This window comes from Helicobacter suis, assembly GCF_902196125.1.
Classification (GTDB): Bacteria; Campylobacterota; Campylobacteria; order Campylobacterales; family Helicobacteraceae; genus Helicobacter; species Helicobacter suis_B.
In genome coordinates, this window is the sequence record NZ_CABIKG010000019.1 from 1 (window position 1) to 23,565 (window position 23,565).

The following is a 23,565-nucleotide window of genomic DNA, read 5'->3' on the forward strand; positions in this document are numbered from 1 at the left end:
CTTTTAGTGATGTCAAAGTTGCCCATATGCTTTAATACATATTGTCTAACCTTGCGCTCCTCTGCTTGGTCTCTCCACTCCCCAGCGTGTTTGCCTTTATGATGGATAAACGAATTTTTTGTTAAACGGGGAATGTGATCAGATTCTAAATTTGAGAGATCAACTGGCTTAGATCTAATTAGATTTGCTAGCTCCTCTTGTGTCATGTCTTCGGGTTGTTTCAAGTGCTCCCCTTATTAAATACTTCATCTTGGGGGAGGATACAGACAATCGCCTTAAAATGCGCTTAGCACCCACCGCGCCAACAAGGCACGATCGCTAGTGCAATTGGCAAGGTCTACAATGCCGCTAATTGAAGCACCTAACTTTTTGACATACACGGCACAATTTGCAATAAAATGTTATTTACTTTGTTAAAAATAAAGGTTTATAGTTGTGTGTTTGTCTGTTTAGGAGATACGCGCCCCCATTAGCCGATCAAACCCTACCAACAAGTCTATCACTTGCCCGAGTTCTGCATCTATGTTTTTTATAACACATTTGCTATTCTCTTGTTCTCTTGCTACGATCACCCTTTTTTGGAATTTTTTAACTTGATTTAACCTGCTAAAGCGCAAACCTTTTTTAGCTGGTCTGCTTATGCCGTTGTTTGTCTGTTGGAGATTAGGACACCCGCCTAGCTCTTGCTCTATTAACCGATCAAAATCCATTAACGAGTTTATTACTTGCTCTACTTCTGCATCAATGTCTTTTATAACATGCCGTTCTTGTTCTCTTGTTCTCTTGTTCTCTTGTTCTCTTGTTCTCTTGTTCTCTTGTTCTCTTGTTCTCTTTCCACGACTACCCTTTCGTTTAAATTTCTCTCATCTAAAAACCACGATGATATAAAAAACAGAGTAAATAGAATCTAAATAAACCTAGGTCAACCACGAATAACCCCAACCTTTAAGCCCTCTTAGCCCCTATTTAAAATCTTTTTTAGCTTGCCTTTGTGGATAATTGTATGTTTGTTTGGTTAAGAGATACACGCCTTATTAGCCGATCAAATTCTATTAACAAGTCTATCACTTGCTCAAGTTCTGTATCTATATCTTTTATAACATACCCGCTATTTTGTTCTCTTGCCACGATCGCCCTTTTTTTGAATTTTTCTCATTTGCAGGCGATCATGGTATAAAAAATAAAATTAAAAAAAACTTAGGTTGATAATGATTAATTAAATAAAAATGGTCGGAGTAGCGGGATTCAAACCCACGACCTCACCCACCCCAAGGGTGCGCGCTAATCAGGCTGCGCCATACTCCGCCCAAACCTTCACTCTATCTAAAAAAGATTAACTTTAACTTATAAAAATTCTTTCTGCATCCATGATCGCACTTCTTGATCTAGATTTTTAACATCTTCTAAAGTGTGTAGATAAGAGCAAACATCTTTAAAATGATAAAGGCTTTGATTAATCCAAGTGGCTATTTTTCCAAAACGAATTTGTTTATCCATAAAGGCTTTTAGCGCGATTTCATTGCTTGTATTAAGCACTACCCCTAGTTTAGGGTTTTCAAGTAGCAAATCTTTTAAACCCCATAGAGGGTATCTAGCTGTTTGGATTGGTTCAAATGTCAGCGGGGGGATTTGTAAAATTTCAAGGGGTTTATGTGGGGTTTTATAAGCTAGATTAGGGCAAAGGGCATAGGCAATGGGCAGTTGCATATCCGGGCTAGCTAGTTGGGCATGCCAGCTTTGATCTTTAAAACGCAACAAGGCATGCACACAAGAACTGCGCTCAATACAGGCTTCAATCTTTTCTATCCCAAATAAATAGTACGCTTCAAGCACTTCAAAAAGTTTATTAACCATATTAGCCGAGTTAATCGTGATATGGGGTCCCATTTGCCAGTTAGGGTGTTTTAAGACCTTTTCTAAACTTTGGCTAGAAATTTGATCAATGGGCACATCGCGCAAAGCCCCACCGCTAGCGGTGATATATAAACTTTCTACGCGTTCTTTAGGGGTGTTTTGCAATAAATCCCATAGGGCAAAGTGTTCGCTATCAATAGGTAAAATCTTAGTTGTATTCAAAAGCCACCCGGCTACAACTAGAGATTCTTTATTAGCTAGGGCTAGGGTTTTACCTTGTTTAAGAGCAATAAGGCTAGGTTCTAGCCCGGCAAAACCCACTAGTGCATTTAGTACAATAGAGCTAGAAGCGCTACCTACTAGTTCATTTAACCCCTCTATTCCTACAAATACCTCTACACCTGCAGGGACTTTTAAAAGAGATAAATCCTGTGGATCTAAAAGCGCAACCTTTTGGGGGTGGTAGGTTTTAATTTGGGCATTTAAAAGTTCTATGTTTTTACCCGCACTCAGACCCTCAATAGGTAGATTAAAAGCTCTAGCCACCTCTAAGCTCTGTCTACCAATAGATCCGGTGCTACCTAAAAGAAGTAAGGAATTCATAAAAATAGTTCTAATTTAAAATTTAAGCAAAAATACATGCTTACACCTGCAAAGAGCATCGCATCTAATCGATCTAGTATGCCTCCATGTCCGGGCAAAACAAAGCCACTATCTTTTACACCAGCGGCTCTTTTTAAATAACTCTCAAATAAATCCCCTAAAATAGCACTCAAAGCAACAACCATGCTAACTAAAAGCGCTCTTATAAATCCTAAACGGGCTACGCCTACTAGCCCTCCTATTAAACTAGCTAACATAAAACCAATTAAAGCCCCCTCTAAAGTCTTTTTAGGTGAGATTGGGCTAAGTAAAATACTACCCAGCCACCGACCCCCAAAATACGCCCCCACATCGGCTAAAACCACCACCACCACTAACCACGCCACAACCTGTACCCCAAAATCTTTAAAGAGAGCAAGAAGACACAAAAAAGGTAAACTAGGATAGATAAAGGGCAAAACAAGGCGCATATCTAAAGCTCTGTAGGCTAAAAACCCGGCTATACAAACTCCCATGAAAAGCGCGCTTTCTATGGGTGCAAAATAACCCAAAACCCACACACAAACAGCCCCTAAAAAGTACCAAAATCCAAATTTTAGACGATAAATTTTTTGATAAAGTTCTAAGGCTTCATGAAAACCTAGTATATAAACCACACCTAAAACCCCCCAAGAGAGAATTAGATGGTTAATCCAAAGTACCACAACAGCTAATATAATTAAAAGAATGCCTGTGATATAACGCGCTTTTTCCTCTAAAAATTTTGCTTTAAAACCCATAACTAACCTAACTAAAACATAAATTTAATAGAATCAATCAAAAATAATACCAACTAAATAGTCTAAAAACTTGTTAGGTTCGTCTATAGCGCTACTAAATCATGCCCAATTTTCTAAACACCTCTTTAAAGCGCTGTTCATAGGTGTGTTTGGTAGAAGCTTCTAAAAATGCCTTTTCTCTAATCTTTTGTAGTATCTCTTTATGCTTTAAATAATAATGCGCCTTTATGATTAAATCTTTTGTGCTGTCATAAAAAATCATGCTTTCTCTACTAAAAAGATCGGCTAAATCTTTATGATAAGTGGTGATATAAGCCGCCCCACTCATGGGTACATCAAAATCGCGTAGTTTCATGTTAAGCTTGCCAAATTCACCCCCTCCTGTTCCAGTCCCCCCACAGCCTAATACCAATTCACATTGGTTAAAAAAGAGATTAGTTTGCTCTAAGGGTAATCTGCCTCCAAAACCATGCCCATAAGCTTTTACTTTAAAATTCTCTTTTTCTAGGGCTTGGATAATCTCAGCTCGCCCACCATAATTAAGCCCCACAAATCCAATATCATAAATACGCTCTACATTTTCTAAAGGGTGGTAGAAATCTAAACTAGAGGCTAGGGGAAAATAAAAGGCGGGCGTGCCCTCTTTAAGTATCCGTTCTACTTTTGTAGGTGCTGTACTAAGGGCTAGATCGATAAAGGGTAAAATAGCATGTGTGCCCAAAGGATTATCTAAATAATAACAAGTTGCATCGTCCATTTGTAGATTAAGGATTTTAAGGTCTTTGTAGCGGTGTTTGATAGATAGTAAATCTCTAGGGCTATAATTCCACCCCCACCCTTGGATTATTAAAATATCAGGTTTGGCATTTGCCGGTGCATTGTCTATGATCTCACAAATTTTAGTGGTATTAATAAAAGAGTTAGCTTCTTTGCAATTAAGGAGGCGATCTGTGCTAAATCCATAATGGGCTGTTCCATAACTCCCATCATCTTGATAAAACAAATACACCTTTTCACACACCTTTGATAAATCCTGAATAAACCCGCTTTTATCCTGTGATTCATCATTGCCTGCAAAAAGTACAATGGGTTTTCTATCTTTAAACTTATCTCTAAAAGCTTGGTTAAACCCCCTTTTTTCTAAAAGTTCTTGGGTGTAATTTTCAAAATCAATAGTATTCCAATCAGGAGGTGTTACTAATAAATCTGCCTTGTTACCACTAGAACAATTAACAAAGGGAAAATTTTGATAAAAGGCCTCTTCTCTTGCATACATTTCTTCGCGATAACCAAGCTTATAATACCTGTCTAAATACCTGTCTAAATACCTGTCTAAATACCTGTCTAAATACCTGTCTAAATACCTGTCTAAATACCTGTCTAAAGCATGCAAAAAATACTTATCCAGAACAATACGAAAAATTTTATGATAAATCCTGCCACAGAACTTATAGGCAGCACGAACTACCACTCGAGCTATCGCTTTAAATTTTGCATACATTTTTAAATCCTAACCAAAATAAATAAAAGCCTTAGACTAACATAATCCATTTTAATTTTCTCATTAAATGATTATTAAAATCTCTAATTATAAAATCAGCAAAAAGGATTGCCATGTTAGATATTGTTGTTGTAGGAGGGGGGCATGCAGGTATTGAGGCCTCTATTGTGGCGGCTAAAATGGGTGCAAAGGTGCACCTACTCACGCTTTTAATAGAAAATATCGGGCTAGCTAGTTGTAACCCGGCCATTGGGGGACTTGGTAAGGGGCATTTGGTGAAAGAAATTGATGCTTTAGGCGGAGTCATGGGGGTTTTAACCGATTTATCTGGTTTGCAATTTCGCATTCTTAATGCCTCTAAAGGTCCAGCCGTGCGGGGTACGCGCGCTCAAATTGATATGGATATTTACCGCCAAAACGCCCGTAATTTGGTGCTAAACACCCCTAATTTAAGCGTGTCTCAAGAAATGGTGGCGGGTTTACTTTTAGAAAAGGGGGCTGTGGTGGGGGTTAAAAGTACTCTAGGTAAAGAATATAAAGCTTCAAAGGTTATTCTCACTACAGGGACTTTTTTACAAGGTCTCGTACACATTGGCAAACACACAAGTCAAAACGGGCGTTTTGGTGAGAGTGCTTCTATTGAATTAGCCCAGCATTTAAAAACTCTAGGTTTAGAAATAGGGCGGCTTAAAACCGGTACCTGCCCACGTTTAGCTGGAAATAGCATTGATTTTACAGAGCTAGAAGCCCACTTTGGAGATTTCCCCCCGCCTAAGTTTAGTCATAAAACTACAGATTTTAACCCCACACAGTTACCCTGCTTTATCACCTACACTAATTCTAAAACCCATGCCCTTATTGAGCAAAATTTCCATTTAGCGCCTATGTTTAGTGGCCAAATAGAGGGAGTGGGGCCGCGTTATTGCCCTAGCATTGAGGATAAAATCTATCGCTTTAAAGATAAAGAGCGCCACCAACTCTTTTTAGAACCCCAAACAAGAAGTGGTAGCGAATATTATGTCAACGGTTTGAGTACTTCTTTGCCCTTTGATTTACAAGAACAGGTTATCCACTCTATTAAAGGTTTAGAGCATGCCCACATTACGCGCTATGGTTATGCCATTGAATATGACTTTATCCAACCTACAGAACTCCAATATTCCCTAGAGAGTAAGAAAATTAAAAATCTCTATTTAGCAGGCCAAATTAATGGTACAACTGGCTATGAGGAAGCGGCTGCACAAGGTTTACTTGCCGGGATTAATGCCTGCTTGGCTTTACAAAATAAACCCCCTTTAATTTTGCGGCGCGATGAGGCCTATATGGGTGTGATGGTTGATGATTTAGTCAGCAAGGGTACACAAGAGCCCTATCGCATGTTTACCTCTCGGGCTGAATACCGCCTACTACTACGAGAGGATAACGCTAGGTGGCGTTTGGGTAAGTATGCTTATGCTTTAGGTTTAATGAGTGAGAAAGAGCATGCCAAATTACAAAAGCAACAAAAACAGATCACAAGAGCCTTAGAAAATCTTAAAAACACGCATTTTACACCCTCTAAAGAGACCATGCAAAAACTCCAAGATTTAGGACAAGAGAGGATTAATGATAAATGTAATGGGGTGTTTTTAGCCGGAAGAGATAGCTGTAGTGTAGAGATTTTAAGCTCTCTTTTTGACTTTTTACAAGATTTAGAAATAGAGGTTTTAGAGCAAGTTAAAATTGCTTGTAAATACCATAGCTATATTGAAAAACAAAGCGCCTCTATTGCAAGAATGCAGCAGATGTTACAAAGTAAAATCCCTGCAGATTTTGTCTTTTATAAAATTCCCGGTCTTGGCTTAGAGGCAATAGAGAAGTTAGAGAAGTTTCGCCCTAAAAGTCTCTTTGAAGCTGCACAGATTAGCGGAATCACCCCCTCTAACTTAGAAGTGTTGCAACTCTATCTCCACCTACACACTAAAACCACTTTTAAAGAGCTCCCATGAATGCCCTCACTCTTACCCAAAAACTTTTAACTTATCAGACAATCACACCCAAAGAAGAGGGGATTTTTGCCTACCTAGCCTCTCTTTTGCCAGATTTTAAAGTCTTGTACGCCCATAAAGAACCGGTTAAAAATGTTTTTTTCTATAAAGATTTTGGTGGGGAAAACCCTTTGCATTTTTGCTTTGCCGGGCATGTAGATGTCGTGCCTGCTGGGGAGGGTTGGAGTGTAGATCCTTTTGCTGGGGTGCTTATAGATAACTTTTTATATGGGCGCGGGGCGCAGGATATGAAGGGGGGTATTGCGGCTTTTTTCTGTGCTTTGATAGAATTTTGTAAGCAATTTAAAGAGCAAAAAATCCCTTTGATTCTCTCTATTCTTTTAACCAGCGATGAGGAAGGTAGAGCCGAATTTGGTACAAAACACATGCTAAAGGTTTTGAAAGAAAAGCATTTATTGCCCCATTTTGCTTTAGTGGCCGAACCTACAAGTATGCAAACTCTAGGCGATAGCATTAAAATTGGCAGGAGGGGTTCTATAAGTGGTAATATCACCGTCCAAGGCGTACCCGGGCATGTAGCCTATCCTAAAAAATGTTTAAATCCTATTGATCTGATTTCTGATAAATTAAATTTACTAGCTGGGGCGCTTTTAGATAAAGGCGATGCCTTTTTTGAGCCCTCTCGCTTGGTGCTTACCTCCATTCAAAGCCATGTACCCGCTGAAAACATGACGCCTAGAACTCTAAACATTGCCTTTAATGTCCGCCATTCGCCTGCTACAACCCGCGAAGATGTGGAAAATTTCTTAGAAAGGGTGCTTTCTAAAGTCCCTTGTGATATTTATTTACGGCAAAACTCTTTGCCCTTTGTCTCCTCTAAAGATAATCTCATTCTCTCCTGTCTTAAACAAGCTATCATAGAAGTTTTAGAGATCACCCCTGCGCTTAACACTAAGGGGGGTACTAGCGATGCACGCTTTTTTAGGGCTGTGGGGGTGGAGGTTATAGAATTTGGCGCGCGCAATGACCGTATCCACTCCATTGATGAAAGGGTGGAGACTAAGGAATTAGAACAACTCCAAAGCGTCTTTTTTAGATTGCTTGATTTGATTTTTAAAAGATCGTTAGAAAGATAACACGCTTTTAGGTGGGGTAATCTTGTGCGTCCTTTTATGTCGGAGATCAAATTTAGGGATAGCCAACATTTCCTACGGGCAATCCCAGCGTAAGCCAAGTGTTTTTAGTATTTGAGTGCTTCACAAGGGCTTTTAAATCAAAGCTTTAATTGCCCTAAAAAACTTTAATCGTTTTAACTAAAAATATCTACTCGTATCACACGCTTTTTTTAATCCTAGCTCACAGGCTTTTTTGAGATACCCTTCTGCCCTCTGCAAATTTTTCCATACACCCTCCCCATTAAAATACATAGCCCCCAAGTTGTAATAAGCATGAGCACTTCCCATACTTGCTGCTTTTTGGTAGTACTCTATGGCTTTTTGGTAATCTTGTTTTACACCCTGCCCATTCCCATACATGCCCCCAAGTTGTTATAAGCCTCCGCACTTCCCATGCTTGCTGCTTTTTTATAATACTCTAAAGCTTTTTGGTAATCTTCCACTACACCCTCCCCATTCTCATACATGATCCCTAAGTTGTTATAAGCCCCAGCATACCCCATACTTGCCGCTTTTTTGTAATATTCTAAGGCTTTTTGGTAATCTTTATTTTGATAGGTTTTCTTAGCAATTGAACAATACTGATCACCTTCTCCCTCAGCCTGCACACTACCTAAACAAAGCGCGCCTACTAACGCTACACGCAAAACACTTTTTAGCATTTTCTATTTTACCTTTGAAATAAAATAAAATGATTTTTTAAATTCTACTTCTTTTGCTCGCCACAGCTAGTATCTTGAACGCAAAGACTCTAAAGGTTGCATCCCCCCTCATTTCCAAACTCTACGCCTTTTTAAAAAACCTCAATAGCCTTTTTAGGTTTGATTTTTGTACCAATGCCCTAGCTTTAGTTATAAAAAACATAACCATGCTAAGAGCTTTTAGAGTAGCGTAATATTAAGAGTTTTCTACACTTTTTGGGTAACAGAAACGATAACCTCTACGGCGCACGGTTTCTACGGTGGAAATACCTAGTGGTTTGTCCATTTTTTGGCGAATCTGATTAATGGCCACCTCAATTACATTAGGCGTTACTAACTCTGGTTCTTCCCAAATGGCATCTAAAAGTTGCTCTTTAGACACGATTTGATCGCGATGGCGCGCTAAATGGGTGAGTACTTCAAAGGGTTTACCTTTAACTTCAATTTCCTTACCCTTATAGACGATCTTTTCCTCATCTGGATTGATCACTAAATCTTCAATTTCAATAATGCTAGAACCCCAAAAGCGTAGTCTCGCCTCAATCCTAGCCACCAGCACCCCCAAATCAAAAGGTTTAGCGATAAAATCATCTACTCCCTCTTTAAAGGCTTTAATTTCCTGCTCACTAGAGGCATTATTAGCTAGCATGATGCTAACAATAGAGGCGTGTTTGGCCTTCGCATAAGGCACTAAACTTAAGCCATTGCCATCGCTAAGTTCTAAACTAATTAGTACCAGATCGTAATTGCGGATGCTGATGTAATACTCGCCATCCTCTAAATTCTCTGCCACATCTACCTGAAAACTCTTTTCGCTAAGATAAGCGCTAATTTCTTTGCTTAAATCAGCGTTGTTTTCCACCAACAAGATACGCATTCAAATCCTTTAACTTAAACTTAAATTATTATAACAAAAGTTTAAGAGAAAATTACAGATATTTTAGATATTTTAACTAGCCGGCACTTAGTCGGCACGGGCGGGGTAACTCCCCCTCCTTATCCCCGTCCGTTACTACATCTTTGTTTTAGCTTTAATCCCGAGTAGTTTTAGACCGATCGTTAAACTCAAGCTCACCATTTGGCAAAGTTTTAAATAGGGCAATTCTTGCGGGGTGTCTAAAATTCTATGGGCGTTATAAAAGCTATGAAAATCAGCGGCTAAACTTTTAAGATAATCGCATATCTTTTGCAACTCTCTATCTTGAAAGGCGGTTTGTAAAATTTTAGGCAAGTTAAGGGCATTAAAAAGAAGAGCGCCCCCTGACTTAGGGAGATTTTCTAGGGAGCTTGAAAAAATAGCCTGCAAGCTAGCATGTGGTTTTTGTAAGAATTTTTCTAACATAGTGTGGATACGGGCGTTGGCGTAGTGGATATAAAAAATAGGGTTAGAACTGTCTTGTTTTTGCAAACTGGCGATGTCAAATTCTAAATGCGTATCTAGCCTTTTACTCAAAAACACAAAACGCAAAGCATCTTTGCCCATGTCCTCTAGCACATCGCTAAGTAGCACTGAATTACCCGCCCGTTTGCTCATTTTATAAGGCTTGCCATTTTGCAATAAAGCCACCATTTGCACTAATAGCACCTCTAACTTTTGTGCCTCATAGCCTAGAAACTGCAAAGCTGCCTTGATACGGGCTACATAGCCGTGGTGATCAGCCCCAAAGATATTAATATAATGATCAAAACCCTGTTTGAATTTATAATCATGGTAGGTGATGTCCCCAGCGATATAGGTAAAATCCCCATCACTTTTACAAATTACGCGATCTTTTTCATCTCCAAACATGCTAGATTTAAGCCACATTTTATCCTCAAACTCATACACACCTCCAGCCTGCTCTAAACGCTTAAAAACCTCCTCTTGAGATGCAAACATTGCCCTTTCGCTTGCATAATTTTCTATAACAATCCCCAAATCTGCCAAACTCTGTTGAATCTGAGCTAATACCACTTCTTTAGCAAAGTCTCCTAATGTGGTGTAAAGATTAGGATCGTTGTTGTTTAAATCCGGGAAATGCTCTAGCGCTTTTTGGGCTAGTTCATTGATATATGCGCCTCTATAATACTGCGCTGGGTATTCTACTTGGATATGTTGCATCTCACAAATAGCTAGCCAAAGCGAAAGACCGAGTAATTTAATCTGTGCGCCTAGATCGTTGACATAATATTCAGTGTGTACCTTATAGCCTAAAAAGCGGGCTAAATTGCCAAAGCTATCCCCAAAAATCGCCCCTCTAGCATGCCCGATGTGCAAAGGTCCTGTAGGATTAGCGCTAACAAATTCTAAATAAAGACTCTCTTTTTTATCCGCTTCTTTGCCAAAATCTACCCCCAGTTTTAAAGCTTGGTTACAAAAGCGATCTAAAAAACTTTCCTTGAGGGTAAAATTAATATAGCCATTGAGTGCCTCTATTTTTGCAAAAACAGCCTGACACTCTTCATCTTTTAAAAGACGATCTACTAGTTCTAGCGCAATAGCCTTAGGTGGCTTTTTATACACCTTTGCTAAAGGAAAAGCAACCACACTAGCATAATGCCCCAAATTCCTATCTTTAGGGTGCTCTAAGATCACCTCTGTTTGTAAAACCCGCTCTAGTAGGGTTTTGATCGTGTAATGCATTTAGCTAACTTTGCTAGGGTCTTTAGTTTGACTTTGTTGGCTATTTGGGGTTTGGGGGTTAGGGGTAGTGGTGTGTAAAGTTTGCACCTCCTCCTTACCCTCTTTTTTCTCCTCCTCATCATCTTTCACAGCCTTTTTAAAATTCTTAATCCCGCTACCAAGCCCCTTAGCCAACTCAGGGATTCTTTTAGCCCCAAATAAAAGCAAGATCACCACTAAAACAATCAGCCAATGCCAAACACTTGTAAAACCACCCATGTTTATCCTTTTATAGGGATTTTCCCCATATTAGCATAGCCTAACTTAGTCTTTCCAAGCACGGCAAAGTTGCTCCTTAGGAAACATCTGCTGTTTGTAGCGCAAGGTGTGGGCTACTTCTAACACCATTTTTTTAGAAAGTTCTAAATCCTCATTGATAAGCACATAATCAAACTGATCCACCTCTTGGAGTTCTTTAAAGGCTGTAATAAGGCGCTTTGTAATCACCTCGTTACTATCTGTTTGTCGTTGCTCTAAACGGGTGCGTAAAACCTGTGCATTTTTAGTCGTGATAAAAATAGAAGTTGCTTTGGGATAAATGTTTTTAACGCTGCGATGCCCTTGTACATCAATATCAAGTAGCACAAGTTTATTTCCTTTTAAGGCCTGCTCAATGGGTATAAGAGAAGTGCCATAATAATAGCCGTGTACTTTAGCCCATTCTAAAAATTGGTGCTTATCAATTCCTTCTAAAAAAGCCTCTTGGCTCACAAAATAATAATGCTTCCCCTCAATCTCTCCTTCTCGTCTGGGACGCGTTGTAGTTGAGATAGAAAAATAAATATCCTCACATTGTTCTAATAAATGCCTCACAAGAGTACTCTTACCCGATCCACTCGGACCGGCTAAGATGAGCATGCGATAAGCACTCATGCTTTATCAGCTAATTGGACCTGGACATGGAGGGTTTTATTCTCTAAAATCTTAGGATCAATGGGCAAATCTTTAAGCAAGGTTTGTAAATCAAAACTTAAGCTTAAAGGGGGCAAACTTGGTTGTGCCTCTTGAGGCGCTTGTTCTTGGGGTATTTCCTCTTGAGGCGCTTGCTCTTGAGGTGTGGCTTTTGCTTTCTCGTCTACCTTATCTGCCTCCTCCTCTGTTTTTCCCCCTGTTTCGTTTGCCTCCTCTTCTATTTTTTCCTCTACTTCACTTGTTTCTTCTGCCTCACTTGCCTTTTCCTCCCCTTTGATTTGCTCTGCTGCTATTTGCTCTGCTGTTGTGTTCTTTGGCTGTACTTCTTGCTTGGGCTCTTCATTGGGTATTTCAGATTCATCCATCACACTAGCCATAACCGGCTCAGGAATGTCTTCAATTTTTTCAAACTCTTGGGATTCTTTTTCAGGCGGGGTTGTTAAAGGCTCTTTAGACTCTACTTCTTGTGCGGGCGTTAAACTTTCTATCTCTGAGGGTTCTTGGGCTTGTATCTCTTTTTCTAAGTGAGTTTCTGGAGTTTCTGGTTGCTCTTTAAGTTCTTGAGATTCTTGGATTTGCTCTTGAGGCTCTTTTTCTGCATTTTCAATTTCTGCATGCTGTTCTGGCTCTTGATTAGTCTTTTCATCTTGAGAAGAGGGGGCGGTTTCTTTTGGCTCTATCTCTTCTTGTACTTCCTCCTTTTTAGGCTCCTCTATTTGGGGTTGCTCAGATTCTGCCTCTTGAGTTAAACTAGATTCTACAGGGGGGGTTTCTTGTACCTCTTGTGCCTCTTGTGCTAAAGAAGGTTCTATATCTGTGAGGGGTTGAATATCCTCCATAGCCATGTGCATTGCACTATCCATTCCATGCATGCTATCCATGAGTTCTTGAGCCTCAGGAGAATTTTCTTGCATTAAATCCTCTAGCATGTCCATATGTACATTATCTGCATGGGTATGGGGTTCAAGGGAAATATCATCTAAAACAGCAGAGTCTGGCGCAGATTCTTTAGAGTTATCTGTTTGCTTTTCTGGGGTGTGTGTCTCTACTGGCAATAAATCCTCTAAATTTAACCCCTCTGTATCATCGTGATGGGCTTGCGGTGGCAAGGGGGTTTGGTTTGTTTCTTCTGCCTTTTGCTCTGCGTTTGGCTCTTGTTCTTGTGCTTTAGCCTGTGAGGGTTCTTGTGATTTTATAGGTTCTTGTGGTTCTGTAGGTATCTCTGGGGTCGCTATTGCCTCTGGGGCCGCTTCCTCTTTATGTTCCTCTTTATGTTCCTCTTTATGTTCCTCTTTATGTTCCTCTTTATGTTCCTCTTTATGTTCCTCTTTATGTTCCTCTTTATGTTCCTCTTTATGTGCGCTATCCTCTGCCTTTTGCTCCACCTTTTGCTCAGAAGTGTTTAAAGAAGCCTCATGTTCTCCGGGTACATCTAACAACCCTTTTAATTGGTCTAAACTTGAATCAATATCCTCTAAAAAATTTGCATCTGTGGGTTGTGTTTGTTCTACTTGGGGAGTTGGGGCTTGCTTAGGGGCTTGATCATTAGGAGAGGTGTCCATAACTCTTTGCAAGATATAAAGTACATCTGTGGGTAAAAAAGGCTTTTGGATACAATGTGTAAACCCCTCACACTCCTCCACACCTTTTCTATGCAAGAGCGCTTTAAAGTGTACTTTTTCTAAGTAGGGTTTGATTTGTGCATATTCCTCGCCACCTATAGCTGTATCGTCTGCGAAAAAGAAATACGCTTGATCTTCTTGTAGCAATGAAATAGCGTCCCCTACACGATCTACGGCCACTAGCTCTAGGTTTAACTTTTTAGCAATGTTTTCAAAAAGCTTACCCACCATCTTATTTTGATTGACTAATAGAATTTTCAAAGACTCTCCTTAAGCTAGGCTAGCTAAGCTGTGGATTATAATACAACTTCGCCTTTTTTTACTTTAACCATAAGGACATTGCATGCGCTCTATTAAAGCCTCTTTATTTTCAAGTCTACTAGCTCTTAGCCTTAATTTGCAGGCTGATTCTACCCTATACATGCTCCCTTATGAACAAAATGAGGCGCTTAAAAGTCTAATTAGTGGGATTAATGCGGCTAAGAGTAATATAAATATCGCCATTTATAGCTTCACCCATAGAGAGATTAGCAAGGCGCTAAAAGATGCGGCTAGCCGTGGCGTACACATCAATATCATCTTTGATCGCAGCTCTAATATCCATAGCGAATACTCTGCAATGGGTTATCTTTCTAAATATCGTGGGATTAATACTTGTATGCTTAGTGGTAGAGAAGCGCGTAGGTTTGGGCGTGGCAGGCATGAGTATAAGGGTATCATGCACCAAAAACTAGCCCTTATTGATAATAACACCATCTTTTTAGGTTCGGCTAATTGGAGTAAAAACGCTTTTGAGAATAATTACGAACTTCTAATGAGAGATAACAACCCAGCCATTATCCAAAAAGCCCAGAGTTATTTTAAAAAGATGTGGGCAGAGTGCCAACACCCTTAAAAATGATAGCTATACCCTATGTAAAAGGCAAAAGTACGGCGGAAGGTGATACTGTAATGGCTATCGCTGTAGTAAGTGTGATTAATTGTAGGGATTTTAAATCCTAGATCGATTCCATGCGCACCTACCACTAAAGCGCGAATCCCTACATCAAATAGAAACTGGAAAGCGCTCACGCTAGGCTTAGCATCTGCGGGCAGGCCCATCGCATTTTGCCCATTCACACCCATTAGCCAAGAATTTCCCGCAATGGCCACACCGACATAAAAACCCAAATCTAAAGAAATATCATCGCGATAAAATGCCCCTTGAAAGAAGTTATAAAAAAAATCTGCCGCCGCTCCATAGGCAAGCATGTTATTGCTCCCATAATAAGCCCCCCCTCCATAAGGGCTAGGTTTATAGCGCGCTCCATACCCATTCCAGTCTAAAAAGGCATAATAGCGCATTCCAAACATCTGATCATCGCGAAAATAGCCTGTATACCCGATATTAAACCCTAGCCCATTAGCCCCAACATTCATGTCATTGCGCCCCGGCTGAAAAACACTTGTAGCTGTGGCATTGGTTGTTAAAATAGTTACGGTACCTGTTTGGTAATTTGCACCGATAAATAAGCCATCTTTCCAAGAAGTGTGTCTTCTAAATTGATCGCTAGGCTGTGCGCATAAAGACCCCGCCCCTAAGATCATCGTAAAAAACCACCCTAATTCCTTACTTCGCATATTTCTCCCTAAATCTTAAAAGCGTCTAAATAAAGCGCCATTATAGTATAATTGGGCACAAAATGCGCCAAATTTTTTTTTAGAAAGGATGGTTGTGCTTATCAAATTCATTTCCCCAAAAAGCTTACTAATTCATGCGCTTTCTCTTTCTATAGCTCTAAGTGTAGAACCCGGGATTAAATTTGATCCACCCGGCTATGTAGAGGACATGCCCTCTAAAGAATTTATCCCCCAAATTGCCAAACCCGGTAGTTTATTTGGGCAAGGAGAACGCCCCTTATTTGCTGATAGACGGGCTATGAAACCTAATGATTTAGTTACTGTGATGATTAATGAAAATGCTAGTGCTAATTACAGCGCCTCTAAAAATTACACCAATACCTCCAATGGCAACTCCACAGCCCCCAGACTTACCTACAATGGCACTAACCCTAATAAAAGAAACCAAGCCCAGTTTTTAGACGATCAAAGCAATTATAGCCTCACCCAGTCTACCACCAATAACACTTTTAAGGGTGGGGGTTCGCAAAAGAAAAGTGAGGATATGAAACTTACTATCACCGCTAGGATTGTCAAAGTTTTAGAAAATGGTAATTACTTCATCTATGGTAGCCGCGAAATTTTAGTAGATGGAGAAAAACAGATCATTAAAATTAGCGGTGTGGTACGCCCCTTTGATATTAGCCGCAATAACACCATTGAATCTAAATACATCGCCGATGCTAAAATTGCCTACACCCATATTGGGAGTTTAAGCGCGAGTAATAAAAAAAAGCTAGCTAGCGATGTGTTAGATTCAAGCTTTCCTTTTTAATGCAACAGATCATTGCCTTAATTTTAGCTAGAGGGGGGAGTAAGCGCATTCCTTTAAAAAATATCACCCCCTTTTTAGGCAAACCTTTAATCTTGCATGTGATCCAAGCGGTGTTAGAATCTAAGCTTTTTGCGCAGGTTGTGGTGTCTACTGATAGTAAGAAAATTGCACAAATTGCTAAAGCACATGGCGCATCTGTACCTTTTTTGCGCCCTAAAAATCTAGCGGGGGATTTCACACCCACTTTAGAAGTAATTGCCCATGCTATTAAAACCCTATCTATCCATGAAAAAACTATGCTTTGTGTACTCTATGGTACTAGTGTTTTTGTGCGACCTATCTACATTACAAAAGCCCTTGAGTTATTAAAAAACAACCCCCATAAAAAGTACGCCTTTACTTGTAGTGTTTATAGTGCCTCTCCTTATCGCTCTTTTAGTATCCAAGAAAACAACCCCACCCCGCTTTTTGTAGAAAACATGCCAAAACGCTCCCAAGATTTGCCCCCCCTCTACTATGATGTAGGGTTATTTTATCTAGGGCAGGCTTTACATTTTAGCCAGCTTGAACCCCTTTTAGCCCCCCACTCTATTCCGCTAATCCTGCCTGATCTTTATGTGCAAGATATTAATACACCTGAGGATCTAGAATTAGCCACTCTCAAATACACCTTTTTAAAGACCCATGCAAATTAGTATTTTTTGTGATGCTTCACCTCAAAGTGGATTAGGGCATTTAAAACGCATGCAAAAACTCAAAGCTCTTTTAGAAACAATGGGGGCACAAATAACCCTATTTGCTATACACTCTCTAGCTGATATACATTGGCGCAGGGCTAGTACTAATGATGTGGTTATTATAGATAGCTATTTAGCGCCCCCATCTTTTTATCAAACGATTCTTTCTAAACTTGTGGTGTTTGAAGATATGCCACAAACATACCCCCCCCATGTGTTTGTGATCAATCCGGGTTATCAAGCCCACACCCGCTACACAAAAACAGCACAGCAAAACCCGCGTTATTTTCTAGGCATTGATTTTTTACCCGTTGATTCGCTCTTTATCTCAAAGAGTAAGTTTCTTAAACCCACCCTTTCTAAACTCTTTCTTTGCTTTGGAGGCAGTGATTTAGCTTTGCCCTTTTATCAAAAAGCCCTTCATTTACTCCAAAAAACACCCCTAGAAGTACACATAATCGCCCCTCTTAATATTATCCAAACTTTAAAAAGCCACCCACAAAGCCCTAGATACCACTACCATGCTAATGCTTGCTTAAAAGACATTGCCCTTTTAATGCAAGAGAGCGATTTAGCTTTACTAGCTGGAGGGGGCATGCTTTATGAGGCTATTTTAAGTAAAACCCCCATTATTACAATCCCTATTGCACCCAATCAACAACCCCAAGTACAAGCACTCAGCGCGCAAGGATCATGTTGTGCTAGTAACTTAGAAGGGTTATTAGAATCTTTACAAGATTTAAGTTCACTGCATCATAGAGAACGCATGCAAAAAGCCCAAGAAAAGCTAAAAATAGGGCATAAACTGCATAAAACCATGCAAGAGATTTTAACATGTTAGATTCATCTACTTTTTCTCAAGAATTGCTTCTTAAAAGTTTTGAAATCCCCTCCAATCCTTTTAAAAAATACCCGCCTCTATTTGCCTGTCATTTTATCCACACAAGCGAGGCCGAGCGTTTGCAAATTTTAGCCTTTAGAAACCACCCTAAAACAACGGCGTGGATGTATACAGAAGAAATCACCCTAGCCTCTCATCTGCACTTTATAGAACAACTCAAACAGAGCAATAACAGCGCTTATTACCTCTTTAAACAAGGGGATTTATTGCTTGGAGTGGGATCGCTAAGCCGAATCCACCCCCTGCATCGCCATGCTTTCTTAGGGATTTATAAAAACCCAGATTTAGAACATGTAGGCGGGCAAATTTTAGATGCTTTAGAATTTATTGCCTTTTTTAAAATGCGTCTGCATTCTATCCATTTAGAAGTTTTAGCAACCAATGAACAAGCCATCACCTTTTATACCCGCCATGTTTACCGCAAAGGCGGATTTTTAAAAGATTTTATTTTCCGTCAAGGAAATTACCATGATGTGTGGCTATTTTCTAAACTCTCACCCCTCTAAACTTTTTGATAAAGGTTGTAGGTGATTCCTTTAATCGTTGCAGAACTTAGTTCTAACCATGCTAATTGCTTAGAAATTGCCCAAAAATCTTTAATCACCCTTAAAAATATTGGTGCAGGCGCTGTTAAACTCCAAACTTATACCCCAGATTGCATGGCGCTTAAAACCCCTACGCGTATACAAGGCACACTTTGGAATCAACAAAACCTCTATGAACTCTACAAACAAGCAGCCATGCCCTTAGAATGGCACGCTCCACTCTTTACACTAGCCAAAAGTTTAGATTTATGCCTCTTTAGTTCTGTTTTTAGTTTAAAAGGTTTAGAGCTGTTAGAAAGTTTAGAATGTCCTTTATATAAAATTGCTAGTTTTGAGATCACCGATTTAGAGCTCATTTTTCACACCGCTAGTACTCAAAAGCCTATCATTATCTCTACCGGTATTGCCACGCACGAAGAAATTTTAGATGCATTAGAAGCCTGTAATAAGGCAAATAATAGCGCTATCACTCTTTTAAAATGCACTAGCGCCTATCCGGCTCCATTAAAAGAGGCTAACTTACTTTGCATGCCAAAACTACAAGAAATATACGGGGTTAATTATGGCTTAAGCGATCACACTCTAGGAAATCTCAGCGCTATTATTGCCACCACACTAGGCGCCTCTTTGATTGAAAAACATTTTATGTTAGATAAGAGTTTGAATACCCCCGATCGTGCCTTTAGTATGGATACAGAGGAATTTAGCCAGTTGATTCAAGCCGTGCAGGATACTGCTCTTGCTTTGGGTAGTACAAATCCTATTTTAAACCCGCATATTTTACAAGAGGGGCGGCAGTTTGCCCGCTCTCTTTTTGTGATCAAACCCCTTAAAAAGGGCGAAATATTCACTAGAAAACATATTAAAGCCCTGCGCCCTAATACAGGCCTAGCGCCTAAATATCTCCTACAAATTTTAGGTAAAAAAGCTAGCAAAAACCTAGATTATGGCCACCCGCTTAGCTGGGAGGATATACAAGACTACCCTTCTGCCCCTTGAGCCAAACACTTAGCACATATCACAAAAAGTTTCATGTCATGGCTGACAAGTTTAGCCTTATGCTCTTGTGCCACTTGGATTTGGCGCTCTTCAATTTCTAAATCCACAAATTCAATAATTTCCCCACAATGCAAACAGATAATGTGATCGTGGTGTTCTTTGGCTGCAATTTCATAGCGCCGCCCATTTTTATTTGTTTCTAGGGTATAAATAAAGTTTTCTTTCTCTAAAAAATTTAGGATACGATAAACGGAGGAAATACTGGTATTTTTATCATTGAGGCGGATACTTTGGGTGATCTCCTCTGGGCTTAAATGCGTCCCACTCTTATAAAGCACACTCACCACTTCCTCTCTTTGCTTGGAGTTTTTTAAACCATTTTTCCTAATAGAAATACGCAAACGCTCTAAAATAGACTCTAAAGTTTCTAACCGTTGCATATAATTAATCCCCTTGCTTTTATAGAATAATACCCCATGCCTTATTGATAACAAACTAAACAAAAGATTATAACATTTTATCTTAAATCCGCCATGTGCCTATGATAATGCTAAGAATTTGTAGTGTATAATGCGCATTTAATCTTGTTGCAAGGGGTTTGGCATGGGCTTTTTTAACAAGGGTTTAAAGCAATCAGAGGATAAAGACGCAGAGATCAAGTCTTTACAAAAAAAGCTAGATTTTTATAGACAGCTTGTGGATTTGTGTAGCCATATGGGTTTTATTGGGGTTAAAGATCATAAGATCGTATTTAAAACAGGGGAGATTGTTAACATGGAAGGCATTGATAGCAAGGCTAGCGATCTCTCTAGCCCTAATGAGGATTTTAGCCTCAATAACCGCTTGTATAAAACCAAGAGTCAAAACATTGATGGGACGCTTTATCACTCTGTAATGCAAACCTCTGATCTTCTCATTGAATGTGGCAAAAACCAAACCTTTAATCTCTACCACACCAGCATGCGCGAAGGGCTTGAAGAGTTACAAGCCACCGTGCAAGATATTTTTAAAGATACAGATACCCTTTTCCAGCGGACTGCTACAGGTGTAGAAAGCGCTAAAATTGCTATTGAGAAAGTTGATAAAGCCAATGAAAATATCTCTAATTTACATGAAAAAATGCAAAATGCCACCTCTTTAGCCGACTCGCTTAATCAGCGCAGTAGTGAGATCACCCAAGTTATTTCTCTAATTGATGATATTGCCGAACAAACCAACTTATTAGCCCTTAATGCCGCTATTGAAGCGGCTAGAGCGGGCGAACATGGGCGCGGGTTTGCAGTGGTGGCTGATGAGGTGAGAAAACTTGCTGAAAAAACCCAAAAGGCCACAAAAGAAATTGCTGTAGTGGTTAAATCCATGCAACAAGAAGCTAGCGATATTCAGACTAACACGCATGAGACTAATAGCATTGCTGAGGTTATTAAAGATGATGTCAGTAATATGCGAACTCTCTTACAAAACTCTTTAGTAGCAGCCGATGCGGCTAACTATTCTATTGAAAATCTTAATAACTTAGCCTTTTGTTGTTTGGCTAAAACCGATCATGTGGTCTATAAAGGCAATTTATACGGCGTGGTTTTTGATATTCCTAACCACTTTAAAATAGTAGATAGCCATAATTGCCGTTTGGGCAAATGGTATTATGAGGGCGATGGGAAGAAACATTTTTCTCATATGCCTAGTTATCGCAGTATGGAAGGATGCCACAAAGAAGTACACGACAGCGCTAACGCCCTTGTTGAACAACTCAAAGATCGCAGTAAAGTTAGTTCTGAGACGATTGAAAAGGCCATTAGTGCAGTTGAGAGAAGCTCTAAAGAGGTGCATAATGCCATTGATAGAATAAGCCAAGAAAAAGGAGAGGAGTTACGCAAAAAGATCAGCAATACCCTAAACACCGCCTCCCCTAATACTTAAAGTTGTTAAATCACGCTTTAAAAGCCCTAAGACGGGCTAGTTTGCACAGAGAAAGACGCCTTTACTCCCCCACTTTAGCAGACTTTGCCTCCAATGATTATTTAGCTTTAGGATCGCATAAAGGTTTATTACAAGAGGCTTTTGATATTTTACAAAATCTACCCTCCCATGCCCCCAAAGCCTCCATGCTTGTTAATGGCTATTATCCCTTGCACCAAGAATTAGAAAATTACCTTTGTGATCTTTTAGGGTTTGAGGCGTGTATATTAGTAGGAAGCGCCTTTTTAGGTAATCTTGCCCTTATTGATGCTTTAGTGCGTAAAAACGATCATCTTTTAATGGACGCACACTACCATGCTAGCGGCCAGTTTTTGGCTAAAAAATTACCCAATACCCTTTTTTTTGAACATAATAACCCACAAGATTTAGAGGCTAAACTTAAAGCCTGTAAAAATAAAGGCCAGCTTTTCATCGCCATAGAGGGGGTGTATTCTATGGATGGAGAGATCGCACCTTTAGAAATATTAGAAATTGCAGAAAACTATGGGGCGTATTTAATCTTAGATGAAGCGCATAGCTTGGGTAGCATAGGATCGCACTTATTAGGGCTTTTAGATCACTACAGTCATAAACCCAGCAAAAAGATTATTTTACTAGGGGCTTTTTCTAAGGCTTATGGCAGTTATGGGGGATTTATAACAGGCCAAGCAGAGGTGATTGATTTTTTATGCAACCGCGCAAAAAGCATTCTTTACACCACTAGCCCCTCTTTGCTTGATAGCGCCTTAAGCCTTGTTAATCTAAAACATCTTTATAGCAATATAAAACACTATCAAGAGATGTTAGAACAAATGCGCGCTTGCTTAGATCGTTTTAATTGGCATACACAGAGCAATATTTTACCCCTGCCTTTTGCAAACCCTACCTCTTTGTTAGAAACGCAGAATAAACTGATCAAACATGGGTTTTTATGCGCGGCTATTCGCCCCCCCACTACAAAAAACCCCCTCTTGCGCCTCTGTTTAAATATCCAACCCCAAAGAACTTTAGAACTTTTAGAAAACTTATGTTATCTGCTAAAGCATTCTCTTTAATCTTACTAAGTTAGTTTATACGCTCAAAATAGCTAAACTCATATAAACCGCTAATATTAATCTGTGCTCTTCCCCAAGATTAAGTATTTAAGGGGAGCACTTGAAACAACCCGAAGACATGACACAAGAGGAGCTAGCAAATCTAATTAGATCTAAGCCGGTGCAATTTTCAAATGCAACACCTAAACATACCCCCCGCCTAACAAAATTATCATTCATTTATTTTAAGGGTAAACACGCTGGGGAGTACAAAGACCTAGCAGAAGAGCGCAAAGTTAAAGAATATGTCTTAAAAAATGTAGGCAACATTGATATAAGAAGACGCTACAACACAGAAGAAGAAAAACGCCAAATGGTAGACTTTCTAAATGGTACAAAACATGAATTTGCCATTGCAGTGGTGGTGCGCATTCTCCTAGAAAGTAGGGGTTGTTATAAAGAACTAGCAGATAAAAGACGGGTTGAAAATCTTGTATTAAAGTTTAGACGCTGGCAAAAAGCCAACAAAGCTGACCCTTACAACGGCCTTAAAAAAAAGCCTCGTGATATGTCCCACACACGAAAGATTAACCTTGATCTAGTCCGTGAAGCTATTCTTGCAATAGGCAGTAGCGCCCCACGCAAGGGCTATAAAGCCTACTATGACTACTACATGGAGCTTGAAAGAGAAAAACGGCCTGACTTTCAACATAGCTTTAATAATTTCATGTTGTGGTGTGATAAGCTCATTAGAGAGGATAGGAAGTTACAAATCTATCTAAAAAAAGGCAAAGATGGCCTATTACAGTGCTATCCGGTGGGCAAAGGCTGGTGGCATAGCAGAGTCGCGGCTAAGATTAGACGCCAACAAAACGAGGCGGTTAGCGCGGTGTGCAACATCTGGCAAGACTATGCCAATAGCATTGGAAAAGATATTAATAAGGCCATTCAAGAGGCTTTTACCCACTCGCGCCGTAAAGCCCTAGCTTTAGCTAAGCGGATTAAGGCGCATGCTCGTCAGAGCATATGATGAGATACAACCCTTTTAATGTATTATTTGATAAATATTTTGTATAATACACTGCATGAAATATATCAAGTATAAAAGTAATAATAACATTGTCTATTCTTGCAAATACCACATCGTATGGTGATGCAG

26 protein-coding genes, 1 tRNA gene and 2 pseudogenes are annotated in these 23,565 nt (G+C 39.7%); 13 read left to right on the forward strand and 16 right to left on the reverse strand.

Going from position 1 to position 23,565, the window contains the following annotated elements; genetic code table 11:
* The 7 genes from G6Q00_RS07185 to G6Q00_RS07215 all read right to left on the reverse strand — a co-directional run.
* Nucleotides 1-224, reverse strand: a 224-nt coding sequence (locus G6Q00_RS07185; RefSeq protein ID WP_163532030.1) for a hypothetical protein, incomplete at its 3' end; no start/stop codon positions are given.
* Nucleotides 225-449: 225 nt separating this feature from the next.
* Nucleotides 450-710: a hypothetical protein gene (locus tag G6Q00_RS07190; RefSeq protein ID WP_163532611.1), complete on the reverse strand. Its 261-nt coding sequence runs from the start codon at nucleotides 708-710 to the stop codon at nucleotides 450-452.
* Between the two features lie 268 nt (nucleotides 711-978).
* Nucleotides 979-1,128, reverse strand: a complete 150-nt coding sequence (locus tag G6Q00_RS07195) for a hypothetical protein (RefSeq protein ID WP_163532612.1) — start codon at nucleotides 1,126-1,128, stop codon at nucleotides 979-981.
* A 99-nt stretch (nucleotides 1,129-1,227) separates the two neighbouring features.
* A tRNA-Pro gene (locus G6Q00_RS07200) sits at nucleotides 1,228-1,305 on the reverse strand.
* A 39-nt stretch (nucleotides 1,306-1,344) separates the two neighbouring features.
* Nucleotides 1,345-2,457: a 1-deoxy-D-xylulose-5-phosphate reductoisomerase gene (dxr, locus tag G6Q00_RS07205; protein ID WP_163532613.1), complete on the reverse strand. Its 1,113-nt coding sequence runs from the start codon at nucleotides 2,455-2,457 to the stop codon at nucleotides 1,345-1,347.
* Nucleotides 2,454-3,236, reverse strand: coding sequence for a phosphatidate cytidylyltransferase (locus G6Q00_RS07210; RefSeq protein WP_163532614.1), 783 nt, complete (start codon nucleotides 3,234-3,236; stop codon nucleotides 2,454-2,456). The genes dxr and G6Q00_RS07210 overlap by 4 nt, the downstream gene beginning before the upstream one ends.
* A gap of 94 nt (nucleotides 3,237-3,330) precedes the next feature.
* Nucleotides 3,331-4,707, reverse strand: coding sequence for a glycosyltransferase (locus G6Q00_RS07215; RefSeq protein WP_240331044.1), 1,377 nt, complete (start codon nucleotides 4,705-4,707; stop codon nucleotides 3,331-3,333).
* A gap of 143 nt (nucleotides 4,708-4,850) precedes the next feature.
* On the opposite strand from G6Q00_RS07215, the gene mnmG reads away from it, so the two are divergent.
* The gene (gene mnmG / locus G6Q00_RS07220; RefSeq protein ID WP_163532615.1) at nucleotides 4,851-6,725 is read left to right on the forward strand and encodes a tRNA uridine-5-carboxymethylaminomethyl(34) synthesis enzyme MnmG; all 1,875 of its coding nucleotides are present in this window, start codon (nucleotides 4,851-4,853) and stop codon (nucleotides 6,723-6,725) included.
* Nucleotides 6,722-7,861: a succinyl-diaminopimelate desuccinylase gene (gene dapE / locus G6Q00_RS07225; protein ID WP_163532616.1), complete on the forward strand. Its 1,140-nt coding sequence runs from the start codon at nucleotides 6,722-6,724 to the stop codon at nucleotides 7,859-7,861. Before mnmG ends, dapE begins: the two co-directional genes overlap by 4 nt.
* Before the next feature lie 177 nt (nucleotides 7,862-8,038).
* On the opposite strand, the gene G6Q00_RS08645 is transcribed toward dapE, so the two are convergent.
* The 7 genes from G6Q00_RS08645 to G6Q00_RS07255 form a co-directional block, all read right to left on the reverse strand.
* Entirely contained in the window at nucleotides 8,039-8,260 is a 222-nt protein-coding gene (locus G6Q00_RS08645) for a tetratricopeptide repeat protein (protein ID WP_240331045.1), read from the reverse strand.
* Nucleotides 8,236-8,562: a tetratricopeptide repeat protein gene (locus G6Q00_RS08650; RefSeq protein ID WP_240331046.1), complete on the reverse strand. Its 327-nt coding sequence runs from the start codon at nucleotides 8,560-8,562 to the stop codon at nucleotides 8,236-8,238. Before G6Q00_RS08650 ends, G6Q00_RS08645 begins: the two co-directional genes overlap by 25 nt.
* Before the next feature lie 235 nt (nucleotides 8,563-8,797).
* On the reverse strand, nucleotides 8,798-9,478 hold the full coding sequence (gene hsrA / locus G6Q00_RS07235) for a homeostatic response regulator transcription factor HsrA (RefSeq protein ID WP_006564252.1): 681 nt from the start codon (nucleotides 9,476-9,478) through the stop codon (nucleotides 8,798-8,800).
* A 135-nt stretch (nucleotides 9,479-9,613) separates the two neighbouring features.
* Complete coding sequence (gene argS / locus G6Q00_RS07240) at nucleotides 9,614-11,224, reverse strand: arginine--tRNA ligase (protein WP_163532617.1); 1,611 nt, start codon at nucleotides 11,222-11,224, stop codon at nucleotides 9,614-9,616.
* Nucleotides 11,225-11,482 carry a twin-arginine translocase TatA/TatE family subunit gene (gene tatA, locus G6Q00_RS07245; RefSeq protein WP_163532618.1) on the reverse strand — a complete coding sequence of 86 codons (258 nt, stop codon included), beginning with the start codon at nucleotides 11,480-11,482 and terminating at the stop codon, nucleotides 11,225-11,227. It abuts the gene before it with no gap.
* Between the two features lie 45 nt (nucleotides 11,483-11,527).
* A complete protein-coding gene (gene gmk, locus G6Q00_RS07250) occupies nucleotides 11,528-12,136 on the reverse strand; it encodes a guanylate kinase (RefSeq protein ID WP_163532619.1) in 609 nt (202 codons plus the stop codon).
* Nucleotides 12,133-14,058 carry a hypothetical protein gene (locus tag G6Q00_RS07255; RefSeq protein ID WP_163532620.1) on the reverse strand — a complete coding sequence of 642 codons (1,926 nt, stop codon included), beginning with the start codon at nucleotides 14,056-14,058 and terminating at the stop codon, nucleotides 12,133-12,135. The genes gmk and G6Q00_RS07255 overlap by 4 nt, the downstream gene beginning before the upstream one ends.
* Before the next feature lie 82 nt (nucleotides 14,059-14,140).
* Between G6Q00_RS07255 and G6Q00_RS07260 the strand changes: the two genes are divergently transcribed.
* Entirely contained in the window at nucleotides 14,141-14,692 is a 552-nt protein-coding gene (locus tag G6Q00_RS07260) for a phospholipase D-like domain-containing protein (protein ID WP_205426569.1), read from the forward strand.
* On the opposite strand, the gene G6Q00_RS07265 is transcribed toward G6Q00_RS07260, so the two are convergent.
* Nucleotides 14,689-15,417, reverse strand: coding sequence for an outer membrane protein (locus G6Q00_RS07265; protein ID WP_163532621.1), 729 nt, complete (start codon nucleotides 15,415-15,417; stop codon nucleotides 14,689-14,691). The genes G6Q00_RS07260 and G6Q00_RS07265 overlap by 4 nt on opposite strands.
* Before the next feature lie 88 nt (nucleotides 15,418-15,505).
* Here G6Q00_RS07265 and flgH point away from each other — a divergent pair, with 88 nt between their 5' ends.
* Genes flgH through pseI form a run of 5 tightly spaced genes read left to right on the forward strand, consistent with a single transcriptional unit; the run spans nucleotide 15,506 to nucleotide 19,413 of the window.
* On the forward strand, nucleotides 15,506-16,231 hold the full coding sequence (gene flgH, locus G6Q00_RS07270; RefSeq protein ID WP_163532622.1) for a flagellar basal body L-ring protein FlgH: 726 nt from the start codon (nucleotides 15,506-15,508) through the stop codon (nucleotides 16,229-16,231).
* A complete protein-coding gene (gene pseF, locus G6Q00_RS07275; protein ID WP_163532623.1) occupies nucleotides 16,231-16,926 on the forward strand; it encodes a pseudaminic acid cytidylyltransferase in 696 nt (231 codons plus the stop codon). Before flgH ends, pseF begins: the two co-directional genes overlap by 1 nt.
* Nucleotides 16,916-17,809 (forward strand): hypothetical protein, encoded by an 894-nt coding sequence (locus G6Q00_RS07280; RefSeq protein ID WP_163532624.1) that lies wholly within the window; start codon nucleotides 16,916-16,918, stop codon nucleotides 17,807-17,809. The genes pseF and G6Q00_RS07280 overlap by 11 nt, the downstream gene beginning before the upstream one ends.
* Entirely contained in the window at nucleotides 17,803-18,375 is a 573-nt protein-coding gene (gene pseH, locus G6Q00_RS07285; protein WP_163532625.1) for a UDP-4-amino-4,6-dideoxy-N-acetyl-beta-L-altrosamine N-acetyltransferase, read from the forward strand. Before G6Q00_RS07280 ends, pseH begins: the two co-directional genes overlap by 7 nt.
* Before the next feature lie 21 nt (nucleotides 18,376-18,396).
* Complete coding sequence (gene pseI, locus G6Q00_RS07290) at nucleotides 18,397-19,413, forward strand: pseudaminic acid synthase (protein ID WP_163532626.1); 1,017 nt, start codon at nucleotides 18,397-18,399, stop codon at nucleotides 19,411-19,413.
* On the opposite strand, the gene G6Q00_RS07295 is transcribed toward pseI, so the two are convergent.
* Nucleotides 19,395-19,853 carry a Fur family transcriptional regulator gene (locus G6Q00_RS07295; RefSeq protein ID WP_163498551.1) on the reverse strand — a complete coding sequence of 153 codons (459 nt, stop codon included), beginning with the start codon at nucleotides 19,851-19,853 and terminating at the stop codon, nucleotides 19,395-19,397. The genes pseI and G6Q00_RS07295 overlap by 19 nt on opposite strands.
* A gap of 679 nt (nucleotides 19,854-20,532) precedes the next feature.
* On the opposite strand from G6Q00_RS07295, the pseudogene G6Q00_RS08835 reads away from it, so the two are divergent.
* The 5 genes and pseudogenes from G6Q00_RS08835 to G6Q00_RS08845 all read left to right on the forward strand — a co-directional run.
* A pseudogene (locus G6Q00_RS08835) lies at nucleotides 20,533-20,844 on the forward strand (methyl-accepting chemotaxis protein); the annotation flags it as partial.
* Between the two features lie 12 nt (nucleotides 20,845-20,856).
* Entirely contained in the window at nucleotides 20,857-21,333 is a 477-nt protein-coding gene (locus G6Q00_RS08840; protein ID WP_240331049.1) for a CZB domain-containing protein, read from the forward strand.
* Between the two features lie 2 nt (nucleotides 21,334-21,335).
* Nucleotides 21,336-22,427 carry an aminotransferase class I/II-fold pyridoxal phosphate-dependent enzyme gene (locus G6Q00_RS07305; RefSeq protein ID WP_163532628.1) on the forward strand — a complete coding sequence of 364 codons (1,092 nt, stop codon included), beginning with the start codon at nucleotides 21,336-21,338 and terminating at the stop codon, nucleotides 22,425-22,427.
* A gap of 100 nt (nucleotides 22,428-22,527) precedes the next feature.
* The gene (locus tag G6Q00_RS07310) at nucleotides 22,528-23,436 is read left to right on the forward strand and encodes a hypothetical protein (protein WP_163532629.1); all 909 of its coding nucleotides are present in this window, start codon (nucleotides 22,528-22,530) and stop codon (nucleotides 23,434-23,436) included.
* A 55-nt stretch (nucleotides 23,437-23,491) separates the two neighbouring features.
* Nucleotides 23,492-23,557, forward strand: a pseudogene (locus G6Q00_RS08845) (IS200/IS605 family transposase); the annotation flags it as partial.
* Between the last annotated feature and the right edge of the window lie 8 nt (nucleotides 23,558-23,565).